The sequence below is a fragment of the Rhodococcus sp. NPDC059968 genome, from assembly GCF_042738615.1.
GTDB lineage: Bacteria > Actinomycetota > Actinomycetes > Mycobacteriales > Mycobacteriaceae > Rhodococcus_F.
Window position 1 is genome coordinate 36101 of record NZ_JBHWUE010000020.1, and the last position, 18705, is coordinate 54805.

Here is an 18705-nt window from a genome sequence, read left to right on the forward strand (position 1 = left end):
TTCGGTTGCTGCACACGATGCAGGTTTGCAATCTGTCACGCATTCACTGCGCTCTCTCCCAGGCGCCGCTGCTCGAGGGCGTCGGCAAATTTGGTTCGGGCAGCTTCCATACGCGCCGGTATCCACTCGGACGGCCACAGGTCGGCCGAAGGCACATGGTCCTTCAGGATGAGCCGGGCTGCGGTGGTGATGTGCGTTTCTGTGGGGCCATCCCAGATCCCGTAGGCCGGCACCAGCTGCCACAACCGGGCAAGCGGCGTTTCGCCCGAGGTGCCGAGGGCACCATGGATGTGTACCGCCTTATCGATGACGCTGCGCATGACGTTGAACGACAGCACCTTTGCGATGGCGATGTCCTTACGGACCTCCGGCGAGTACCCATGACCTTGATCGATCTTCCAAGCGGCCCTCAGCACAAAAAGGCGGAACTGTTCGATCTCAGCGTAGGCCGTCGCGATGGCCTCCTGAACCATCTGCTTGGCAGCGATGACATCATTCCCGGACCGGCGGCTGAGGGCCCGCTCACACATCATGTCAAACGCGTATTGCGCCTGGCCGACAGCGCGCATGGCGTGGTGGATCCGGCCACCCGACAACCGGGTTTGAGCGATGACGAACGCATCGCCCTCCTTACCGAGCATGCTGTCGAGCGGAAGTCGCACGTCCTCGTAGCGGACGTGCGGGTGCCCCATCGCGTCGTCACTCTCCCCCATGTATTGCGTCGGACGGACAATCTCGACGCCGGGCGCATTTCGAGGTACCAGGAACATGGACATGCCCTTGTAGCGGCTCACTTCTGGATTGGTGACCGCCATAACGATGAAGAACGCAGAGTGATCGGCGTTGGAGGTGAAGAACTTCTCACCGGTCAGCACCCATTCGTCACCGTCTCGTTCAGCACGGCACTCCAACAGCGTCGGATCGGCGCCGGCCTGCGGCTCGGTCATCGAGAAGGCAGAGAAGAGCTCTCCATCAAGAAGCGGCTGGAGGTATTGCTCCTTCTGCTCGGCCGTTCCGTAATGGGCCAGAATCTCAGCGTTGCCGGTATCGGGACCTTGGACGCCGAAGATAGTTGGACCCCACTGGTAGGGCGCTAAGATCTCGTTCATCAGACTCAACTTCACCTGACCGAAGCCCTTGCCACCGAGATCGGCGCCGAGGTGGCACGCCCACAACCCGCGGTCTTTGACCGCCTGCTTGAGTGGGTCCACTACGGACTTCAACCACGGCGGCGGTACCCGATGGTCCATGTGTGGGAAGACCAGATCAAGGGGTGCGATCTCTTGTTTGACGAAGTCGCGCATCCACGCAAGCTGCTCTTCGAAGTCGGGTTCGGTGGAGAAATCCCATGCCATGGCAGCCGTCTTTCTATGCGGTGAATTCTTGTCGATGTTGTCGAACCAGCGAAGCATCGGCTGCCAGCTCGACGGTCTCTGTCGTCGCGGGTCGGCAAGTCTCAGACAAGGCCGACATCGCGGTTCAAGCACCGTAACAAAAACAGGCAAACAATGCTATTGAGATATCTCTTTATCCCCAGCGCGCGATCGCTTGTCGGAGCGGTCCCTTGACGTGGCCTCGGAGCATTCCAGCCGTAGTCCGCGATGGGTCGAACGGGAACAAAAACCATCAGCGCGCTGGTCCACACTTGGCGATCAGCACTCACTCGTGTGAGTCCGTTTCTTTCGGCGTCACGGCCGTCACGACAGCGCTGTCATGCTCACCAGGTAACTGGCAGTGAATCCAGTCCGTAGATCTGAGCGTCGAACTGAAACTTCACGTCCTCGAAGGGTATTGCGAGCTTCACAGTCGACGGCATCCTCTTCGCGAAGGTGCTGTACACAATCTGGAGTTCGACGCGCGCGAGGGGCTGGCCCAAGCACTGGTGCGCACCGAAGCCGAAGGCGACGTTGTGGCGTGCATCGCGATGGATGTCGAGCTCGTTCGGATCGCCGGCGAATGCAGTCTTGTCCCGGTTGGCCATATCAGATAACACAATGATGCCGTCGCCGGCGCGGATGGTCTGGCCGCCCAATTCGATGTCTTCCATGGCGAGACGCCGACGGCCCATGTGAAGCACGGTCAAGTATCGAAGCAGTTCTTCGACCGTGTTCGCAGTCAGCGCCGGATCGTCGGACTCTCTTAGGTCGGCCAGCTGATCGGGGTTCTGCAGCAACGCGAGGATGCCCAGCGAAATCATATTCGAGCTCGTGTCGTACCCAGCCATCAGCAAAAGCAGCGACATGTCGACGATTTGAGTTCGGGTGAGCTCGCCACTTGCCATCTGGTTCGACACCAGGCGACCGATGAGTCCGTCGGTCGGCTCTTTCTCGCTGGCCCGGACAAGGTTCTCCAAGTAGTCATGGAGCTCCTTGCTCGCGTCCATGACGACCTCTGGTGACAACTTGGTGTTCAGCATCCTACTCACGCATCGCTGGAACAGCACAGTGTCTGCGAAGGGGACGCCCAGTAGTTCACAGATGACGAGACCGGGAAGGGGCAGCGCCAGCGCAGGCACGAGGTCCACCGGGTTGGGCCCGGCAAGAATCGCGTCCATCAGTTCGTCGACATAGTGTTGCAGCTTCGGACGCATCTGCTCGATGTGCTTGACCATGAAGTCCTTGGTAAGCATCCGCCGCTGTCTTTCATGCTCCGGCGAGTCCATCCGGTCGAAGGTTACGACGCCCTTGGTGCGAAGCGCTTTGAATGGCTCCGAAGTGTGTGGGTAGCCCTCCCTGCGCACGTCGTTGCTGACGCGAGGGTCGCTGAGGATCCGGCGACTATCGTCGTATCCCTTGACCAGCCACGGCATCGACCCGTCCCAGATGCGCACTCGCTGGACTGATTCCAATTCGGTGAGGCCTGGCGGCGGATCGAACGGACACGCCCTTGCCCGCGGCATCGGGTAGGCGGGGGCCTGATTGCTGTCGGTCATTTCAACTCCCTCGAATCTCACTCTTCGGAATCCTATATTCCTATGCCTCTTTTGGCTACATCGCTACCCCTCGCCCCGCGCCCGTGGGAGATGCGGGTCGTTCGCCGTCGCGATATCTGCTTGAATCCCGATATGACCGAAGATCCGAGCGGTTCAGGCAGTCTCGACGCACGGCAAGCAGGGGTCGCGGCCGTCCCGTCGACGTCAGCACAGCGTGCGCGCTACAACCGCGTGCTCGAGACAGCAACCAGGTTTCTTTCCGCGGGAGGCGAGGACAACCTCCAAATGAAGGAGTTGGCCAAGAGTGCAGAAATCTCGCTGACTGCGCTCTATCGCTACTTCCCGTCGAAGGATCATGTGCTGCTGGCAGTCTCGCTCGCCAGATACGAGCGCGCTCTGCAACTGATACAGCAAGAGGCGCATCGAGAGGGCACCGCACGCGAACTGGTGACCGACCATTTACTGCGCGAATTCCACGCCCAACAGCGGGATCGCAATCTCACTGCTGCGTTGACGAGGGCCCTGGCAGGCGTGAACGGAAGCCAAGGCCCGATCATCCAGCAGATTGCCGATTTGCATCTGCGTATCTTGAGCCACGTGGCCGAGGCCGATCCAGGACTCAGCGAAGACCAGTTGCACGTGCTTCCTATGATCGTCGACATCTTCTCCGCAGCGCTCCGACGCTGGCTAGCGGACTCCTCCACCGACGCAGAGGTGCGGTACCGCATCCGGGTCGGCTGTCATCTACTCGATCTCAATAGCTCCGTTCTAGCTGCAGAAATGGTGGCCGCCACCGAGCCCAGCCAGGTTGGCAGTCCCTAACTTGTCGGTCAAGAGCTCGGCGACACCCCTTCGGACGCCCAACCCCTGAACATTGACCACCACGAAAATCACTGATAAAACGGAACCAGTTCCGTATTTTGGCCTCTTTCAGATGGCCGCCGAACATCCAGCCACACGTAGGGAGATGTCGATGGGCGGTGGCGCCGTTCCCGGGCCGACACCCGAAACCGCGGAGTACTGGCAAGGCACTCGCGAAGGCCAGTTACGTATCCAGAAGTGCAACGCCTGCGAGCGCTTCTACTTTTATCCACGGCCGTTCTGCCGATTCTGTTCGTCGCGAGAGGTCACGTGGCATGTAGCCAGCGGTCGAGGCCAACTAATCTCGTACGTCATCAATTACCGTCCGCTCCCACCAGCGTCGTCGACCGAACCGCAAATTATTGCGCTCGTAGAACTCGACGAAGGTCCGCGACTCATGACCAATCTGATCGGCGTCGATCCTGATCCGGCGCTGCTACCACTGGATGCACGCGTCGAGGTCGACTTCGAGCCGCGCGGCGACCAGATGGTGCCCGTCTTCCGAATGGATACAGCAGCATGAGCAGCATGCACGGCGGACAGGTTGCGATCGTCGGAGCAGCGGAGACCGACGACGTTGGTGTCGTTCCCGACCGATCGATGCTCCAGCTCCATGCTGAGGCCGCCTTGAATGCTCTCGCCGACGCCGGGCTGACGGTGCACGACGTGGACGGGATTGCGACCGCCGGACCCATGCCAGTGACGGTTGCCCACCACCTTGGCATCACGCCCCGTTGGTTGGATGGAACGATGGTGGGAGGCTGCAGCTTCATGCTGCATGTGCGGCATGCCGCCGCAGCGATCGCCGCCGGCGCGGCTGACGTCGTCCTGATAACACATGGCGAGTCCGGCCGTTCGCGTGTAGGAATGGACCCTTATGAGATCTACCCGCACTGGATCGCCGGCCAATTCGAGGCGCCATATGGGGCAGTCGGTCCATACTCCGCGTTCACAGTTCCAGCGATGCGGTTCCTCCACGACCGCGGCATGGATCGCACAGAGCTAGCCGAAGTAGTTGTCGCTCAACGTGAGTGGGCGACCGACAATCCCCGCGCTTTCCGACGCAAGCCGACGACGGTCCAGCAAGTTCTCGACGGACCAATGATCGCCTATCCCTTCAGCCGCGACATGTGCTGCGTGGTCACCGACGGCGGAGGGGCACTCGTGCTCACGGCCGCGGACCGAGCCAAAGATCTCCCGTCAGCGGGGCGATCGGTCTATCTGCTGGGCTCAGGTGAGTCGAGTGAGGGCTCCATGGTGTCGCAGATGGACGACATCGGCTCCTCCGGAGCGTTCCGGCGCTCCAGCGCCGAAGCGTTCACCACGGCGGGTCTTGGTCCCACGGATATAGATCACCTAATGGGATACGACGCATTCGCCCACCTCCCGCTATACATCCTCGAGGACCTCGGCTTCGTTCCACGAGGTGAGTCCGGCGCATTCATCGCCGAGGGACATACCCGCACGGGCGGCAGCTTGCCGATGAACACCAACGGTGGCGGACTGTCGTATACACATTCCGGCATGTACGGCATGTTTGCCATTCAAGAGGCCGTCCGCCAGCTACGGCACGAAGCTGTGGTGCAGGTGCAGGGCATCAGCACCAGTTTCGTCCAGGGCGTCGGCATGTATTTCGCCGCTTCCGGGAGCCTCGTGCTCGCCAATCGCCAGCCATGAAAGGTAACGATGACTCTTGATCTCGAGATCGTCGGCGTCCAGAGTGAGCCAGCCGAGCGCTCATGGACCGAGTCCGACGTCGCGCTCTACGCCCTTGCAGTCGGGGCGGGGCATAACGACCCGCTGCTCGAACTCGACTTCACCACCGAGAACAGCACCGGAGTCGAGACCCACGTCCTGCCAACTTTTGCCAACCTCATCATCGCGGGTGGCGTGCCCGCGATCGGTACTTACGACCCGGCGGGCGTCGTCCACGCCGAACAGTCGTTCCACCTGAACCACCCCCTGCCGCCTAGCGGCTGCGCACGGTCGACCACAACCGTCACCGGTATCTACGACAAGGGCCGCGCTGCCCTTGTCACCTGGGAGAGCACAGCTATCGACGTGGCCACCGATGCCGAGCTGGCAACTGTCCAGACGTCCATCTTCATCCGTGGAGCGGGCGGCTTCGGCGGTGACCGCGGGCCTTCGCCGACGTCGTCGATGCCCGAACGCGAACCGGACGTGCAAGTGGTGACCGAGACCCGCCCTGAACAAGCGCTGCTCTATCGCCTGACCGGGGACCGCAACCCGCTCCACTCCGACCCGGAGTTCGCAAAACGGGGCGGATTCTCGCAGCCGATCCTGCACGGAATGTGCACCTACGGCTACACAGGCCGGCTACTGCTGCACGCGCTGTGCGCCTCCGATGTGAGGCGCTTCCACTCCATGACCGGGCGGTTCACTGAACCGGTTCTACCCGGGCAAGACCTGACCGTCCACATCTGGGAGACCGCGACGGGCCATGGCGCGAACGGGTTTACCGACAGCCCTATCAGGACGGCACACTTCCGCACCACCAGCAACGGCGTGACGGTCCTCGACCGCGGCCGACTGACGTACACCGCATAGACAAGGAAAATCACATGGGAATCCTCGACGGGCGGGTCGCCATCATCACTGGTGGCGCCCGCGGCATCGGCGCCGCAATAACGTCAGCGTTCGCCGCGGAAGGTGCGGCGGTCGTCGTGAACGATTTCGGAGGGCCCGCCGACGGCACCGGCAGCGACGAAGGGCCGGCCAAAGATGTCGTCGACCAGGTGGTCGCGGCTGGCGGCTCGGCGGTCGCCGACACCGGAGACGTCGCGGATGTCGCCACAGGCGAGCGGTTGGTCGACACCGCCGTCTCGCAATTCGGCCATCTCGACATTGTCGTCAATGTGGCTGGCATCTTGCGTGATCGAATGATCTTCAGTTTGCCCGAGAAGGACTGGGATGAGGTCATCCGAGTCCATCTCAAAGGGCACTACTCGACGGTTCGTCCAGCGGCAGCGTACTGGCGTAACCAGCGCAACACAGACGGTCACTACCGTCTCATCAATTTCACGTCCATCTCGGGACTGGAGGGATCCCCGGGTCAGGCCAACTACGCGGCCGCCAAAATGGGGATCGTCGGCCTGACTTACTCACTCGCCCAAGGACTTGCTCGATATGGGGTTACCGCGAACGCGATCGCACCGGGCGCGGCGACCCGCCTTACTGCGACGGTACCGAAGGACAAACAAGTCAGCTCCGGTTTCGGCGATACGGAAGTTGACCCCGTCATGTCGCCCGCGAATATCGCGCCGCTGGCTCTCTACTTGGCCAGCAAACGTTCCGACTGGCTGAGTGGACGAGTGCTGTCGGCCATGGGCTACGAGATAGGGCTCTACCAGAATCCGGAGATCATCCGGCAGGTCAGCGCGACCGGGCCCTGGGATCAGGAACACCTTGCCACCACAATCGAAACGGCCTTCCGTCCCGCTGCGGACGGCCTGCCTCGAAGCATCTTCGCGAGCCAGCCGTGAGCCAGCCGACACTCGAATGCGACACGCTCGCCGCATGGATGGACAGCCGGAACCTTCCCGGTCAGGGCGAAGCCATTCAGTTACGCTTCATCTCCGGCGGCACCCAGAACGAGATCTACGAGCTCCGGCGCGGCAGCCTGCGGTGCGCTCTTCGTAAGCCTCCAACGAACGCGCCGGCATCGCGTGACGAGGGCATCCTTCGGGAGTGGCGCATCATCAACTCCCTCGAAGGAACCGATGTGCCGCACCCGGCGGCGATCGCGGTGTGCCACGATCCGAGCGTGCTCGACCGTTGCTTCTACCTCATGGGATTTGTGGACGGGTGGAGCCCGATCTCCTCGCCCCGATGGCCCGAGCCTTTCAATTCGGACATCGAAGCACGCAAGGGACTCGCGTACGAGCTGGTCGAAGGTGTGGTGCGCATGGGCAGGTTCGACTGGCGAGCTCACGGTCTGCACGATCTGGGGCGTCCCGACGGCTTCCACGATCGCCAGGTCGAGCGCTGGACCGCCTTCCACAACCGGAGCAAGGGAAGACCGGTGCCCGGAATCGACGAAGCAACGCGTTGGCTCGCGGCGCACCGGCCGCTCGACTTCTCTCCCGGCCTGATGCACGGTGACTATCAGTTCGGCAACGTCATGTTCCAGCACGGCGCCCCGGCCCGCCTGACAGCGATCGTCGATTGGGAGATGGCAACGATCGGCGATCCCAAGCTCGACCTGGCATGGGCGCTGCAGCGGTGGCCGGACGACACCACTGCACCCGAGCCCGGCGGCGACCATCTCGACCTGACCGGGATGCCGACGTACTCGGACCTCCTCGAGTACTACGCCCGAAACTCCGGCCGTCAAGTCGACGATTTCGACTACTATCTCATTCTCGCTCGTTGGAAGCTGGCGATCGTCCTCGAACAAGGTTTCCAACGAGCCGGTGAAGACGAAAAGCTCCTGAGTTTCGAGCCTCTCGTCCTCGACCTGATGCGCAGGGCAGCCGACCTCGCAGAGAGCACCGACTATTCAGGCTCAGCACACTAGTAGCGTGTCGCTGCTTAGTTCTGGCCTGTTTCGGTGCGAGGGTGGGGTGGCAGACTTCCCCTTCCCTCTGCCGGTCAGGACTGTTGTCATGCCTTCGCAGAAGAAGCGTCCGGTGACGTTGAGCTCGGCTGATCGTGAGTTCTTGGAACGGTTGACCACGACCGGGGTGCATCCGGCCTCGATGATCCGGCGGGCCCGGGTGTTGCTGGCGCTGGACACCTCGGTCGGGGTGGTTGAGGAGAAGAAGGTGATCGCGGCACGGTTGGGGGTCTCGGGTGAGACGGTGCGGCTGGTGGCCAAGCGGTTCGCTGAGACCGGTCGGGACGTGGAGGCCACGATCGGTCGTAAGCAGCGTGACCTCCCACCGGTGCCGTCGCAGATCACGGGGGAGGTCGAGGCCAGGTTGATCGCGTTGGCGTGCACACAGCCCCCGGCGGGACATGCCCGGTGGTCGCTGCGACTGCTGGAGAAGCACGTCGCCCTGGTCGACGACATCCCCGACCTGGACCACTCGACCATCGGCCGTATTTTAAAAAAACGAAACTTCGTCCTCACCTGAAGAAGTGCTGGACCATCCCACCAAAGGCGAACGCGGAGTTCGCAGCCCGGATGGAAAATGTCCTGTCGGTCTACGCCCGCCCCCACGATCCCTCACGCCCGGTGGTGTGCATGGACGAGAAGCCCTACCAGTTGCTGGCCCATGCTCGTGACCCGATCGCTGCAGCCCCGGGCCGCGACCGGCGAGAGGATTCGGAGTACGTGCGGCACGGGACCTGCTCGATCTTCTGCTGGGTCGAACCTCTGGCCGGCTGGCGGCGTGTCGATGCCCAGCCCCGGCGCACCAAGGTCGACTGGGCTCGGCAGGTCAAAGACCTACTGTGCGTGGACTACCCCGACGCAGAGACGGTGGTGCTGGTGATGGACAACCTCGGGCACCCACGGCATCGGATCGCTCTACGAGGCCTTCGAGCCGGCCGAGGCGTTCGCGCTCGCGCAGCGGCTCGAGATCCACCACACCCCCAAACACGGCTCGTGGCTCAACGTCGCCGAGATCGAACTCTCTGTGCTGACCCGCCAGTGCCTGGACCGGCGCATCGAGAACCTCGAGACACTCAACGCCGAACTCGCCGCCTGGCAACGAGAGACCAACGCCGATCAACGCCAGGTCCAGTGGCATTTCACCACCGACGACGCCCGCATCAAACTCCGCCACCTATATCCCAACACTTAGCCGCGACGGTCTACTAGGTCCCGCCAAAAATCGCTTGCGAAGCTGGTGCCAACACAAGGATCTTTGCTCCCACCTGCCCTTGATGACCCTCACCGGAAAGAATTGTGTCCAGGGGCGTCAACGTGTGACCTCGAGGATGCCGAGCGCTTGTTTCCCAGTAGCGGGCGGCATCATTGTCGGTGCGCCCCGACTACGACATCAACCAGCGAGACAATCGGGTCTTCGGGAAAATGGTTGTCAGCCTGTAGGCACACCAACCATAACCGGCCAGCCAAGCTGCGACCTCGATCGCCAGAGTCGTTCCAGCGTGAGCGCAAGCTCTTGGGAGGCTGCCTCGTCCAGCACACAGCGATTCGGCGGCAGCGTGCAGCTCGGCGACGTCCTCACGGTCCTCACCCACGAGCGCGCCGAGGTCGGCACCTTCCGCCGCTACGCCGGCCGACTGGGCCACGCCAAGCCGCCGCCGCCATCAGATTCCTCGCGTCCGCCGCAGCTAGCAAAACATCAACGGCGTCGTCCGGACGGTTGGCAATGATTCGGTCGGCGGTTGAATTCTCGATTACGACATACCGTGGGTTCCCAAGGCTGCGCCGGCCATCGCGGGACACCATTGGCACGCTGGAGGACCGGCAGCCTCACCGTGCTGGGGCTGACCTGCATAAGGTCCTGTGGGCACCAACGCGGCAGATGCCGACGCGGTTACGGCGCCGCCGTGCTCTCACCCGCCGTGGCGAGTGAGAGCACCGTCGAGCAAGGCGCTGAGGTAGCGGTCGGGCAGGCCGGGGTCATCGCGGTTAGCGGAATGGCTGATGGCGAAGCCGATTCCGCACAGCAGGAGCATCATGTCCGCGACTGTAAGGGCCGCTGGGTGCAATGCGTTGTCGGCGGCCGTCCGTGCGAGAAGGTCGCGGAGCGCGTCTTGGAGCCGATGGCGTAGGTGCTGAATGTCGACTGTGGCGGGGTTCGGGTTGGTGACCGCTGCGGCGAAGGCGTCGTCCCGCAGGTAGGCAGTCAGGGCGATCTTCAAGAAGTCTCGCAGCGCCTGCTGGGCGTCGGGCGCTGCGACAGCCTGTTCGGCCTGGCGGATCAGGACATTGAACTGGTCTGCGGCCAGGGCTGCGATTAGGGCTTCCGGGGTCGGAAAGTGGCGGTAGACGGTGCCGACGCCGACGTCGGCTACCTCCGCGACGGCGTTGAGCTGGACCGGCTTCCGCTCGTGCGCCAGAGCCCGTGCAGCTTCCATGATGCGGCGACGGTTGCGCGCGGCGTCCTTGCGCAACGCGGGCTGCTCAGTGGTGGCCGTGTCCTTCATGCGCTCACCCTAGCAGGGTCATCGGATAGTAGATCCATTCGGATACATAATCCGATTCCGTCGTACAGTGGATGGACCGCACGACAGATTCACACCTCTGCCACCGTTTCTAGGACAGGAGTTCCATGAATAGGACGCCTGAGATCACCGTGTCGTCCGAGTCGGTGGAAATTGACGGCCGGACCCGCACAATGACCGTCCTGCACCACCGGCTGCCGATCTCGGGCACGGTACCGGTGGTACTGGTCTTCCACGGCTCCATGCAGACCGCGGCGGCGATCCGCTCGTTCACCGCGAACAGCTTCGATCACATCGGGGAACAGTCCGGGGCCATTGTTGCCTACCTTGACGGCTACAAAAGGCACTGGAACGACGCCAGGATCGTCAATTCCTCGGCCGCGCGCACCAACCATGTCGACGACGTCGCGTTTGCCAATGCCGCCATCGATCTCCTAGTGCGCCGTTACTGCGGCGACAGCTCGCAGGTCCACGCGGTCGGCTTCTCCAATGGAGGCCAAATGGTCATGCGCCTGATCCACGAAATACCCTCGGCCCTTGCGGGCGCCGCCATCCTCTCGGCCACCCAGTCCGTCCCGGAGAACTTCGCCCCGGACTCCCCACAGGAGCAGCCCCTGCCTGTCATGTTCGTCCACGGAACCCAGGACCCGATCACCCCTTATGCGGGCGGAATGGCCAAGATGTACCGATTCCGCCCCCGAGGACTCGGCCTTTCCGCACAGGAAACGGCCGAATACTACGCGCGCCGCAACGGCATCACCACCGCCCCCACCACCACACCGCTGGTTGCAGCCGAGGCAGGGCCAACGCGGGTGGACCGCACCGACTACCACCAGCAGGACCACCCGCCGGTGGTCCTGTACACCGTGCACGGAGGTGGCCACACAATTCCCGGACCCAAAAAGAACACCCCCCGCATCATCATGGGCCGAACCGATCACACGTTCGACTCCGCCGAGGCGATCAGTGAGTTCTTCGGCCTCACAACCCGCAAAGGGCGCGCGTGAACAGGGCGGGACGAACAAGGAGGTACGCCCAGCGACTTCGCACTGAAGACCATGAACGCCCTCCACCGTGGACTCCTCAAGGTCAGCGAAAGGGAAGCCGGCTGGCGCGTATCCAGCATCCCGGTTCTGGAACTCACCACGATTCGCCGTGAGTCGGGTCGGCCGTGCTCGGTGATGCTCGCCTCGCCGATCCGGGAGGGGCGCAACGCTTGTGGTCGTGGCATCGGGCGGCGGCGACGGATACCTCGCGTGGTTCCTCAACCGGCGCGACAACCCACAAGGTCGAGGTCGCCCACCAGAGCAAGCCATCGCGGCCGATGCGGGCCCGGGTGACGAGCGCCGAGGAACGCCGCGTCCTGTGGCCGCTGGTCGTCGCCGACCACAAGAACTTCGCCGGCGATCAGACCAAAACAAAGCGGGAAATCCCGCTGGTACTGCTTGAAGAGCCGGCAATCTGACCGTCCACGCCTGCCGTTCGAGTCCTCCGATCATGTGCCGGGGCCTAGGCCGACAGCAGTGACCTTCCGACGTGCACTCGATCGCTGTGACCGCAAGCCGCGCAGAGGATCCTCAACGGTCCCTCCCACAGCATCGTGCGTCACCTCAACTGGAACCGCTAGAGAGGCGGCGCCGTGACATTTCGCGCCGGCTATCTGGCGTGCTCCGTCCCGATCTCGCGGAGCGCGGCCTTTTGGATCTTGCCGATGGAATTGCGGGGCAGTTCTGCTATCCATTCGTAGGCGACGGGTTGCTTGAATCGGCTCAATCGGGCTTCGGCGTACTCGCGGATCTCTTCGGCCGTGACAGCCTCCTGGTGTGGACGCCGTACAACGAAGGCTATGGGCACCTCGGTCATCACGGAGTCCCGGATGCCGACTACGGCGCATTCCAGAACCGCAGGATGCGACATCAGAACGGCCTCGATCTCACCCGGATACAGGTTCTCGCCGCCGCGGATGATGAGTTCCCGTTTGCGGCCGGCGAGGTGGAGGTACCCGTCCTCGTCGACAAAGCCGAGATCGCCGGTGTGCATCCACCCGTTCCGCGGTTCATCGCCCGACTCGCCGGCACCCTCGTATCGGAGCATTACCGACGGACCCTTAATGCAGACTTCACCAATGGTCCCGGCCTCGGTCCTACGATCGAACTCGTCACGAATCTCCAGCCCCTCGACGCAGGACAGCGGTTTGCCGACCGAGGCGATTCTGTCTCGAAACTCTTGTCCGTAAATAGCCGCTCCTCCGCTACAGAGCTCGGTCTGCGCCCAACCCTGCCCCCACTCCGCATTTGGCAGTAGGTCGAATGCGGCGCGCATGACCGAATGGTCTGTCGGCGCTCCACCGACGAGTACGAGTCGCAGAGAGGAGAGGTCGTAGCGTTCCGGCACCGAAGGATCGCGCACCAACAGGTTCGGGAACAGGGCCAACGTGATGAGCAGCGTGGCCTTGTGTCGTTCGATCAGCGACAGGATTGTGGGCACACGGAATTCCGGGATGATTATGATCGAGCCTCCGGCCGCCAGCATTGCGCCCGTATTCGACATGGTGCTGATGTGATAGAAATTCAGCGCAAAACCCCGGTCTCGGGGTGTCAACTTGAGCCGCTCTATCCACGAGACGATGGCATGCACGGGTGCCTGCCGGCTATGAACCACCAACTTCGGATTCCCAGTCGATCCTCCCGTGAACCACAGCGTCCCAGGCGCATCGCTATCAACTCGGATCTCGGCGGTCCGCGGAGCACGATTCGTATCCATCGCAGTCACGGCACAGTTGCCCAAAGTAGTGGGCGCCTGTCCCTGTGCTCCCATATCGTCCAGTAGCCCCACGAACGACAGGTGTTCCCACCCCGACACGGTCGCGAAGCGCGCCAGGTGAGCCGCCGATACGATGAGCGCGTCAGCACCCGATCGAGCGATCTGTTCCTGCAGTTCAACGGGGGTCGACCTTATGTTCAGCGGCAAAGCCGCCAACCCTGCCCGACCGACGGCGAGCAAAGCCGCGAAGTTCCACCAACGGTGATCCATGGCGATCCCGCATCGCATACCCGACCTAAGGCCGGCCTCGATGAGTTCCGAGGCGAGGCGATCGACCATGTCGTCGAGCTGACGGTGGGTCACCACGACATCCCCGTCGATCATGGCTACGTTGTCCGGCCACAGCGTCGCCGCGCGCTTCATCAGGTCGTCCAGGCTGTGGCAAGAGTGGATGTCGGCTGGCGTCGACGACATTAGAACTCCTTCGACTCACACTAGTAATTCAATTTATTTAGATTACTGTATTAGGTGTCGGATCGCTACAACGCGCCGTGCACGACATGACACCCTGCGCGAGAGCACCTCGTGGTAGGCATTGGCGAATGAGGAAACCCTGATGCAGCTGGACGGAACACCAGAGGAAGACAAGTGGCGCGAGGATGCTCGAGCGTTCATCGAACGATGGGCACCGAAAATACGCGTCCGCGGCGGTCAACGTTCTCCCGAACCGCATGAGGTGCCGCTCCTGCGCACCTGGACTGCGAAGATGTTCGAAGGCGGCTACATCGGCAGCGACTGGCCCGAGGAATTTGGTGGCGATCCCGGGGTAGACCGGATGCGCGCCACGGTGTTCTTCGAGGAACTACACCGGATGGGCGCGCCGGCACCAATCGGCGCCGCGTACCTCGTGCCCGGGGCACTCCTGGGCTTCGGCACGAGTGAACAGTGCAAACGTTACCTGCCCAAGATCCGGTCGGGGGAGGAGCTTTGGTGCCAGCTGTTTAGCGAACCGGGGGCAGGCAGCGACCTTGCCGCATTGAGCACGCGTGCTGAGCGGACCGATGGCGGCTACCTGTTAACCGGCCAGAAGGTATGGAACACGAATGCCCACGTCTCGGATTTCGGCTTCCTCCTGGCTCGCACCGATCGCGAGGCGCCCAAGCATGCAGGCATCACAGCATTCCTTCTGAACATGCGCGCTCCTGGGGTTACCGTCCGTCCGCTGCGGGAGATCACGGGCACCGCCGATTTCAACGAGGTCTTTCTCGACTCGGTATTCGTCTCCGATGACCAGGTGGTCGGACAGCCAGGCGAAGGATGGAAGGTTGCGGTGCAGAGCCTTACGCACGAGCGGCAAGCCAACCGCGGTTTGAGCATCCGGTTGCAAGCCAGAATGAACGACCTCTTCGATCTCGCCCAGACCCAGCGTCGTGAGGAGACGCCATTGATCGAGTTCGACGACGTCAGAGACGCACTCACACGTACCCTCATCGACGTCGAGATCGCCATCGCGTTGCAGTATTTGGGCCCCTCCCACGCCATCGAAGGAATCGTCGACGCCGCCGATGCGCCCGTCGCCAAGGTATTTTCCTCAAACCTCAACGTGCGGATGATCGATCTTGCGCTGAGCTTCATGGCGACGGAGGGTGTGTTGACCGAGCACGACTCCGACGTCATCGGAGGCGGCTCCTGGCAGGATGATCTGCTTTACTCCCGCGCCTACACAATCGCCGGAGGCAGCAACGAGATCATGCACAACATCATTGCCGAGCGCTCGATGGGTATGCCTCGCGAGAAGTCTCCCTCAACTGCTCGATAGAGCGGCGGGCCCAGGCAGTCTCCGCGATCCCGGCGGCATGGCAGCCATCGACAGCTATGCCGCGGTCAGTGCGGTGGAGCCTCTGCGAGCTGGGGGGCCAGACGGGCTTGTCGTGCTGAACAACCCCGAGGCCGCGGAGTCTGCTGATGTGGGCTCGATACACTCAGTCCTCATCATGCCTTGTTCGCACCATTCGGCCCATCCGGTCGAAAGTATTTGTACACCAGAATCATTCGTTTGCGCGTGTGCATTAGCTCCGCAGGCCTTGGTCAGCCGGGCGTAGCTTGGTCTTAAACTAACCTAGGCAGGAGCTTGTGTTCGCGTAGGAAAGAGCGATCTGAACGACCGTACCGGCCACGATCGTCGCGGACGTGTCCGTCGTCGCACCGAAGATCATTAGCGCTCCCGCCGCCGGACAGTCCGCCAGCAGCAGAGCAATCTTCCGTTCGATCCGATCGGCGATGACGAACAAGGCTCCCACGGTGCGGTCTCACCCGAGTGCGACGAGCCCTCGAGCCTGTTTCAGCTTTGAAAGATCCCGGAACGAATACTCCGCACAACGGAATCCACATCTTGAAGCGCTCGGGGCGGCCCGCTCGCCACCCCGGCAGCAACTAGGATCTCCAGGCGAACTTCGGCCGTTCGGTATCCGTCAGAATTCATCCAGCAGGCGACGGCGGAGTCAGGCGGCACAGCCGTCCTGGGCGCCTCGGCCAGGCGTTGCGGCATCCAATCGGGCCGACGGATTATCGACGGCCATTCACCTATTGAGCCGTGCGGCGATATGTTCGCCGAGCATGATGGCGGTCAGATTTGGGTTGGCCCGCGTGATCTCAGGCATGATCGACGTGTCGACGACACGTAGGCCGTCGATCCCCAGAACTCGACAGTCGGGGTCGACGACTGACCGCGGGTCGTCCGGCGCGCCCATCCGGGCCGTGCCCGACATGTGCATACCGTCGCGCACGACGTGACGGATATCGTTGGCGGCGGGAATGACAGCCGGTCCACTCGCGACGTCCCGGTATGGCTTACGCGACAGCAAGTCACGGACAACCTCGGTGGCGTCGACGAGCCTGGCGTAGTCGAGCTGGTCCTCGAGCAAGTCCATCTCGATCACAGGAGCGGCCGTCGGGTCGGTGGAGGCAAGTGTCAAACGACCCCGCGAGGAACACTGGTTCAAGATGATCGCTACGCCGGCGTTTGCCTGGTTCAACCAGTAGTTCTGGTTCAATGCCATAACGAGCATGTCGTTTTCGCCGCTGCCCGGCAGACCTGACGAATATCGCAGAATGCAGTTGAATGGGCGATCACCCACTGCGCGGCGCCCGAAGGACTCGACCGTCGGCACCACACAAGTCACTAGCGCGTGATCCTGCAAGCCCATTCCGACCGGCAGAACCGACTTCGGCGCGATGTTCATCGACGACAGTTGGTCCTCCGGCCCAATACCGGAACGGAGCATGATCGAAGGTGAGCCGATCGCGCCGGCGCTCAGGATCACCGTGCCGTCGGTGTGGATGCTGAAAATGCGACCGTCCGTACACCTCACACCGCTGACTCGATTGCCTGAAAACTCGAGTCGATCCACCTCGGCGTTTCCGATGATGCGCAGGTTCGGCCGGTCGTCGCGGATAGGGTCTATGTAGGCGTCGTTGGTCGAGACTCGTTCACCGTCCTTGATGTTCATCGCGAAGGGCGAGACGCCGGTGGTACCAGGCGCGTTATGGTCCTCGCACCACGGGAAACCCGCATCGAGTGCTGCGTCACGGAGTGCGTCATCCATAATGCCCCAGCCGGCTTCGGACTCTCTGTAAATCGGGATCGGGCCGTCGCTGCCGTGGTAGGCAGAGTCGCCGAACTGCGCATCGGCCTCCAGCTGATTGAATGCGGGCATTACGTCCCGCCATGACCACCCCGTCGCGCCGAGTTCAGCCCAGCGATCGAAGTCCTCCGGGATGCCCCGGATCGCGCACAACCCATTGATCGTCGACGTCCCACCGAGACCCTTGCCGCGGACGTAGGCGAATTCCTGCTGGTAGCGATTACGCTGTGCGGTTAGCTCCCGCCAGTAGAAGTCCGGATTGTTGATAGACCGCTCGTTCGACAAGTTCCGTGGCCGGAATTCGGGTGGTGTCTCTTTCGACCGGTAATCACGTCCGGCTTCGAGTAAGAGCACCTCAACGTTTGGGTCCGCGCTTAGTCGACCCGCCAGCACCGCTCCGGCCGACCCGGCTCCGACAATCAGGTAATCAGCATTTGCCATCGCAAGCACTCCGAATCCATATGTATTTTGGCGGCTGTGCATCACGATCTGTATCGCGTACACGTCCAAGGCTTTTCACACATCCAAGGGCCGCGCATTTCTGTGGCGACGAAGGCGCAGTCAGTCGAAGACCAGTCCGCCGTCAACGTTCAAGGACTGGCCGGTGATGGAAGCGCTCTCGTCGCTTGCCAGAAAGGCGGCGAGGCTGCCCATATCTTCGGGCCGGCTCGGCCGTCCGAGCGGGATCGTCTGCACCAGGGCCCGGAACCGCGCCCGACCTTCATCGGTCTCCGCCCCCGACCACGCCTTGGATACCGGCGTCACATCCGTCTCGTTGCCAGACTCGTCGCCCAGCAGGTTGTGAGTGACCGTGATCCCCGGACAGATTGCATTGACTCTGATCCCGTCCGACGCAAGCTGGACTGCCCCAATACGGGTCAAAGCAATGACGGCGGCCTTAGACGCGGCGTACGCGGCGCTCGATGTCGACCCATAGCCCTTTCCCGCGATCGACGCGATGTTGATGATCGCCCCGCCCTGACCCTTCTCTGCCATCACGCGGGCGGCGGCCTGCATGAAGAAGAACACACCGCGAGCGTTGACCGCCTGAATCAGGTCCCAGTCACCCTCCGTGATGTCGAGGAAGTCGAGAAAGCGCGTCACGCCCGCATTGTTGACAAGGATGTCGAGCTGCCCGAACCGCGAGAGCGTGAAACTGATCGCCTCGTCGATCGAATCCCTGTGACGCACATCAGTCTTCGTGAATTCTACTCCTAGTGCGGCCGCCGCCGACTTGCCATACTGCTCGTCTCGTTCGGCGATGACGACGCGCGCTCCTTCTGCGGCCAATCTGGCCGCAATGGCGTAGCCAATGCCCGCGCCGCCGCCTGTCACAATGGCGACCCGACCGGTGAGACGCCCGTTCGCGCCGGCGGTCGTGGACTTATCTGCCGTCATCATCCTGCT

At 62.5% G+C, this 18705-nt stretch carries 19 protein-coding genes and 1 pseudogene; 13 read left to right on the forward strand and 7 right to left on the reverse strand.

What is annotated here, in order from left to right; all coding sequences use genetic code 11:
- Positions 1-35: 35 nt before the first annotated feature.
- Both ACFWAY_RS18295 and ACFWAY_RS18300 read right to left on the reverse strand, forming a co-directional pair.
- Entirely contained in the window at positions 36-1355 is a 1320-nt protein-coding gene (locus ACFWAY_RS18295) for an acyl-CoA dehydrogenase family protein (RefSeq protein ID WP_378511620.1), read from the reverse strand.
- 362 nt (positions 1356-1717) lie between these two features.
- Positions 1718-2932: a cytochrome P450 gene (locus ACFWAY_RS18300; protein WP_378511549.1), complete on the reverse strand. Its 1215-nt coding sequence runs from the start codon at positions 2930-2932 to the stop codon at positions 1718-1720.
- 132 nt (positions 2933-3064) lie between these two features.
- On the opposite strand from ACFWAY_RS18300, the gene ACFWAY_RS18305 reads away from it, so the two are divergent.
- The 10 genes and pseudogenes from ACFWAY_RS18305 to ACFWAY_RS18350 all read left to right on the forward strand — a co-directional run bounded on the left by ACFWAY_RS18305 (position 3065) and on the right by ACFWAY_RS18350 (position 10096).
- On the forward strand, positions 3065-3754 hold the full coding sequence (locus ACFWAY_RS18305) for a TetR/AcrR family transcriptional regulator (protein ID WP_378511550.1): 690 nt from the start codon (positions 3065-3067) through the stop codon (positions 3752-3754).
- Between the two features lie 52 nt (positions 3755-3806).
- Positions 3807-4316, forward strand: coding sequence for a Zn-ribbon domain-containing OB-fold protein (locus tag ACFWAY_RS18310; protein ID WP_378511551.1), 510 nt, complete (start codon positions 3807-3809; stop codon positions 4314-4316).
- A gap of 104 nt (positions 4317-4420) precedes the next feature.
- Positions 4421-5470, forward strand: a complete 1050-nt coding sequence (locus ACFWAY_RS18315; RefSeq protein ID WP_378511552.1) for a thiolase — start codon at positions 4421-4423, stop codon at positions 5468-5470.
- Between the two features lie 9 nt (positions 5471-5479).
- The gene (locus tag ACFWAY_RS18320) at positions 5480-6361 is read left to right on the forward strand and encodes a MaoC/PaaZ C-terminal domain-containing protein (RefSeq protein ID WP_378511553.1); all 882 of its coding nucleotides are present in this window, start codon (positions 5480-5482) and stop codon (positions 6359-6361) included.
- Positions 6362-6375: 14 nt separating this feature from the next.
- Positions 6376-7296: an SDR family NAD(P)-dependent oxidoreductase gene (locus tag ACFWAY_RS18325; RefSeq protein ID WP_378511554.1), complete on the forward strand. Its 921-nt coding sequence runs from the start codon at positions 6376-6378 to the stop codon at positions 7294-7296.
- 38 nt (positions 7297-7334) lie between these two features.
- Positions 7335-8330 (forward strand): phosphotransferase family protein, encoded by a 996-nt coding sequence (locus ACFWAY_RS18330; RefSeq protein ID WP_378511621.1) that lies wholly within the window; start codon positions 7335-7337, stop codon positions 8328-8330.
- Between the two features lie 88 nt (positions 8331-8418).
- Entirely contained in the window at positions 8419-8889 is a 471-nt protein-coding gene (locus ACFWAY_RS18335) for a helix-turn-helix domain-containing protein (protein WP_378511555.1), read from the forward strand.
- A gap of 110 nt (positions 8890-8999) precedes the next feature.
- Positions 9000-9251 (forward strand): annotated as a pseudogene (locus ACFWAY_RS18340) (IS630 family transposase); the annotation flags it as partial.
- A 22-nt stretch (positions 9252-9273) separates the two neighbouring features.
- A complete protein-coding gene (locus ACFWAY_RS18345; RefSeq protein WP_378511622.1) occupies positions 9274-9561 on the forward strand; it encodes a transposase in 288 nt (95 codons plus the stop codon).
- A gap of 307 nt (positions 9562-9868) precedes the next feature.
- Entirely contained in the window at positions 9869-10096 is a 228-nt protein-coding gene (locus ACFWAY_RS18350) for a hypothetical protein (protein WP_378511556.1), read from the forward strand.
- A 183-nt stretch (positions 10097-10279) separates the two neighbouring features.
- Here the strand turns inward: ACFWAY_RS18350 and ACFWAY_RS18355 are convergent, their stop codons facing one another.
- Positions 10280-10873, reverse strand: coding sequence for a TetR/AcrR family transcriptional regulator (locus ACFWAY_RS18355; RefSeq protein WP_378511557.1), 594 nt, complete (start codon positions 10871-10873; stop codon positions 10280-10282).
- A gap of 125 nt (positions 10874-10998) precedes the next feature.
- Between ACFWAY_RS18355 and ACFWAY_RS18360 the strand changes: the two genes are divergently transcribed.
- Positions 10999-11898 carry an alpha/beta hydrolase family esterase gene (locus ACFWAY_RS18360; protein ID WP_378511558.1) on the forward strand — a complete coding sequence of 300 codons (900 nt, stop codon included), beginning with the start codon at positions 10999-11001 and terminating at the stop codon, positions 11896-11898.
- A gap of 164 nt (positions 11899-12062) precedes the next feature.
- On the forward strand, positions 12063-12356 hold the full coding sequence (locus ACFWAY_RS18365; RefSeq protein ID WP_378511559.1) for a nitroreductase/quinone reductase family protein: 294 nt from the start codon (positions 12063-12065) through the stop codon (positions 12354-12356).
- 191 nt (positions 12357-12547) lie between these two features.
- Here the strand turns inward: ACFWAY_RS18365 and ACFWAY_RS18370 are convergent, their stop codons facing one another.
- Positions 12548-14128, reverse strand: a complete 1581-nt coding sequence (locus ACFWAY_RS18370; protein ID WP_378511560.1) for a class I adenylate-forming enzyme family protein — start codon at positions 14126-14128, stop codon at positions 12548-12550.
- A 142-nt stretch (positions 14129-14270) separates the two neighbouring features.
- Between ACFWAY_RS18370 and ACFWAY_RS18375 the strand changes: the two genes are divergently transcribed.
- Positions 14271-15473, forward strand: a complete 1203-nt coding sequence (locus ACFWAY_RS18375; protein ID WP_378511561.1) for an acyl-CoA dehydrogenase family protein — start codon at positions 14271-14273, stop codon at positions 15471-15473.
- A 295-nt stretch (positions 15474-15768) separates the two neighbouring features.
- On the opposite strand, the gene ACFWAY_RS18380 is transcribed toward ACFWAY_RS18375, so the two are convergent.
- The 3 genes from ACFWAY_RS18380 to ACFWAY_RS18390 all read right to left on the reverse strand — a co-directional run bounded on the left by ACFWAY_RS18380 (position 15769) and on the right by ACFWAY_RS18390 (position 18699).
- Positions 15769-15945: a hypothetical protein gene (locus tag ACFWAY_RS18380; RefSeq protein ID WP_378511562.1), complete on the reverse strand. Its 177-nt coding sequence runs from the start codon at positions 15943-15945 to the stop codon at positions 15769-15771.
- A 288-nt stretch (positions 15946-16233) separates the two neighbouring features.
- A complete protein-coding gene (locus ACFWAY_RS18385) occupies positions 16234-17802 on the reverse strand; it encodes a GMC family oxidoreductase (protein WP_378511623.1) in 1569 nt (522 codons plus the stop codon).
- Positions 17803-17859: 57 nt separating this feature from the next.
- Positions 17860-18699 (reverse strand): glucose 1-dehydrogenase, encoded by an 840-nt coding sequence (locus ACFWAY_RS18390; protein WP_378511563.1) that lies wholly within the window; start codon positions 18697-18699, stop codon positions 17860-17862.
- Between the last annotated feature and the right edge of the window lie 6 nt (positions 18700-18705).

Excerpts from the sequence above, each read along its gene's own strand:
- ACFWAY_RS18360 (WP_378511558.1), top strand. The coding sequence starts at position 10,999 with ATGAATAGGACGCCTGAGATCACCGTGTCGTCCGAGTCGGTGGAAATT.
- ACFWAY_RS18335 (WP_378511555.1), top strand. The coding sequence starts at position 8,419 with ATGCCTTCGCAGAAGAAGCGTCCGGTGACGTTGAGCTCGGCTGATCGT.
- ACFWAY_RS18305 (WP_378511550.1), top strand. The coding sequence starts at position 3,065 with ATGACCGAAGATCCGAGCGGTTCAGGCAGTCTCGACGCACGGCAAGCA.
- ACFWAY_RS18355 (WP_378511557.1), bottom strand. The coding sequence starts at position 10,873 with ATGAAGGACACGGCCACCACTGAGCAGCCCGCGTTGCGCAAGGACGCC.
- ACFWAY_RS18325 (WP_378511554.1), top strand. The coding sequence starts at position 6,376 with ATGGGAATCCTCGACGGGCGGGTCGCCATCATCACTGGTGGCGCCCGC.
- ACFWAY_RS18295 (WP_378511620.1), bottom strand. The coding sequence starts at position 1,355 with ATGGCATGGGATTTCTCCACCGAACCCGACTTCGAAGAGCAGCTTGCG.
- ACFWAY_RS18390 (WP_378511563.1), bottom strand. The coding sequence starts at position 18,699 with ATGATGACGGCAGATAAGTCCACGACCGCCGGCGCGAACGGGCGTCTC.
- ACFWAY_RS18300 (WP_378511549.1), bottom strand. The coding sequence starts at position 2,932 with ATGACCGACAGCAATCAGGCCCCCGCCTACCCGATGCCGCGGGCAAGG.
- ACFWAY_RS18320 (WP_378511553.1), top strand. The coding sequence starts at position 5,480 with ATGACTCTTGATCTCGAGATCGTCGGCGTCCAGAGTGAGCCAGCCGAG.
- ACFWAY_RS18330 (WP_378511621.1), top strand. The coding sequence starts at position 7,335 with ATGGACAGCCGGAACCTTCCCGGTCAGGGCGAAGCCATTCAGTTACGC.
- ACFWAY_RS18375 (WP_378511561.1), top strand. The coding sequence starts at position 14,271 with ATGCAGCTGGACGGAACACCAGAGGAAGACAAGTGGCGCGAGGATGCT.
- ACFWAY_RS18370 (WP_378511560.1), bottom strand. The coding sequence starts at position 14,128 with ATGTCGTCGACGCCAGCCGACATCCACTCTTGCCACAGCCTGGACGAC.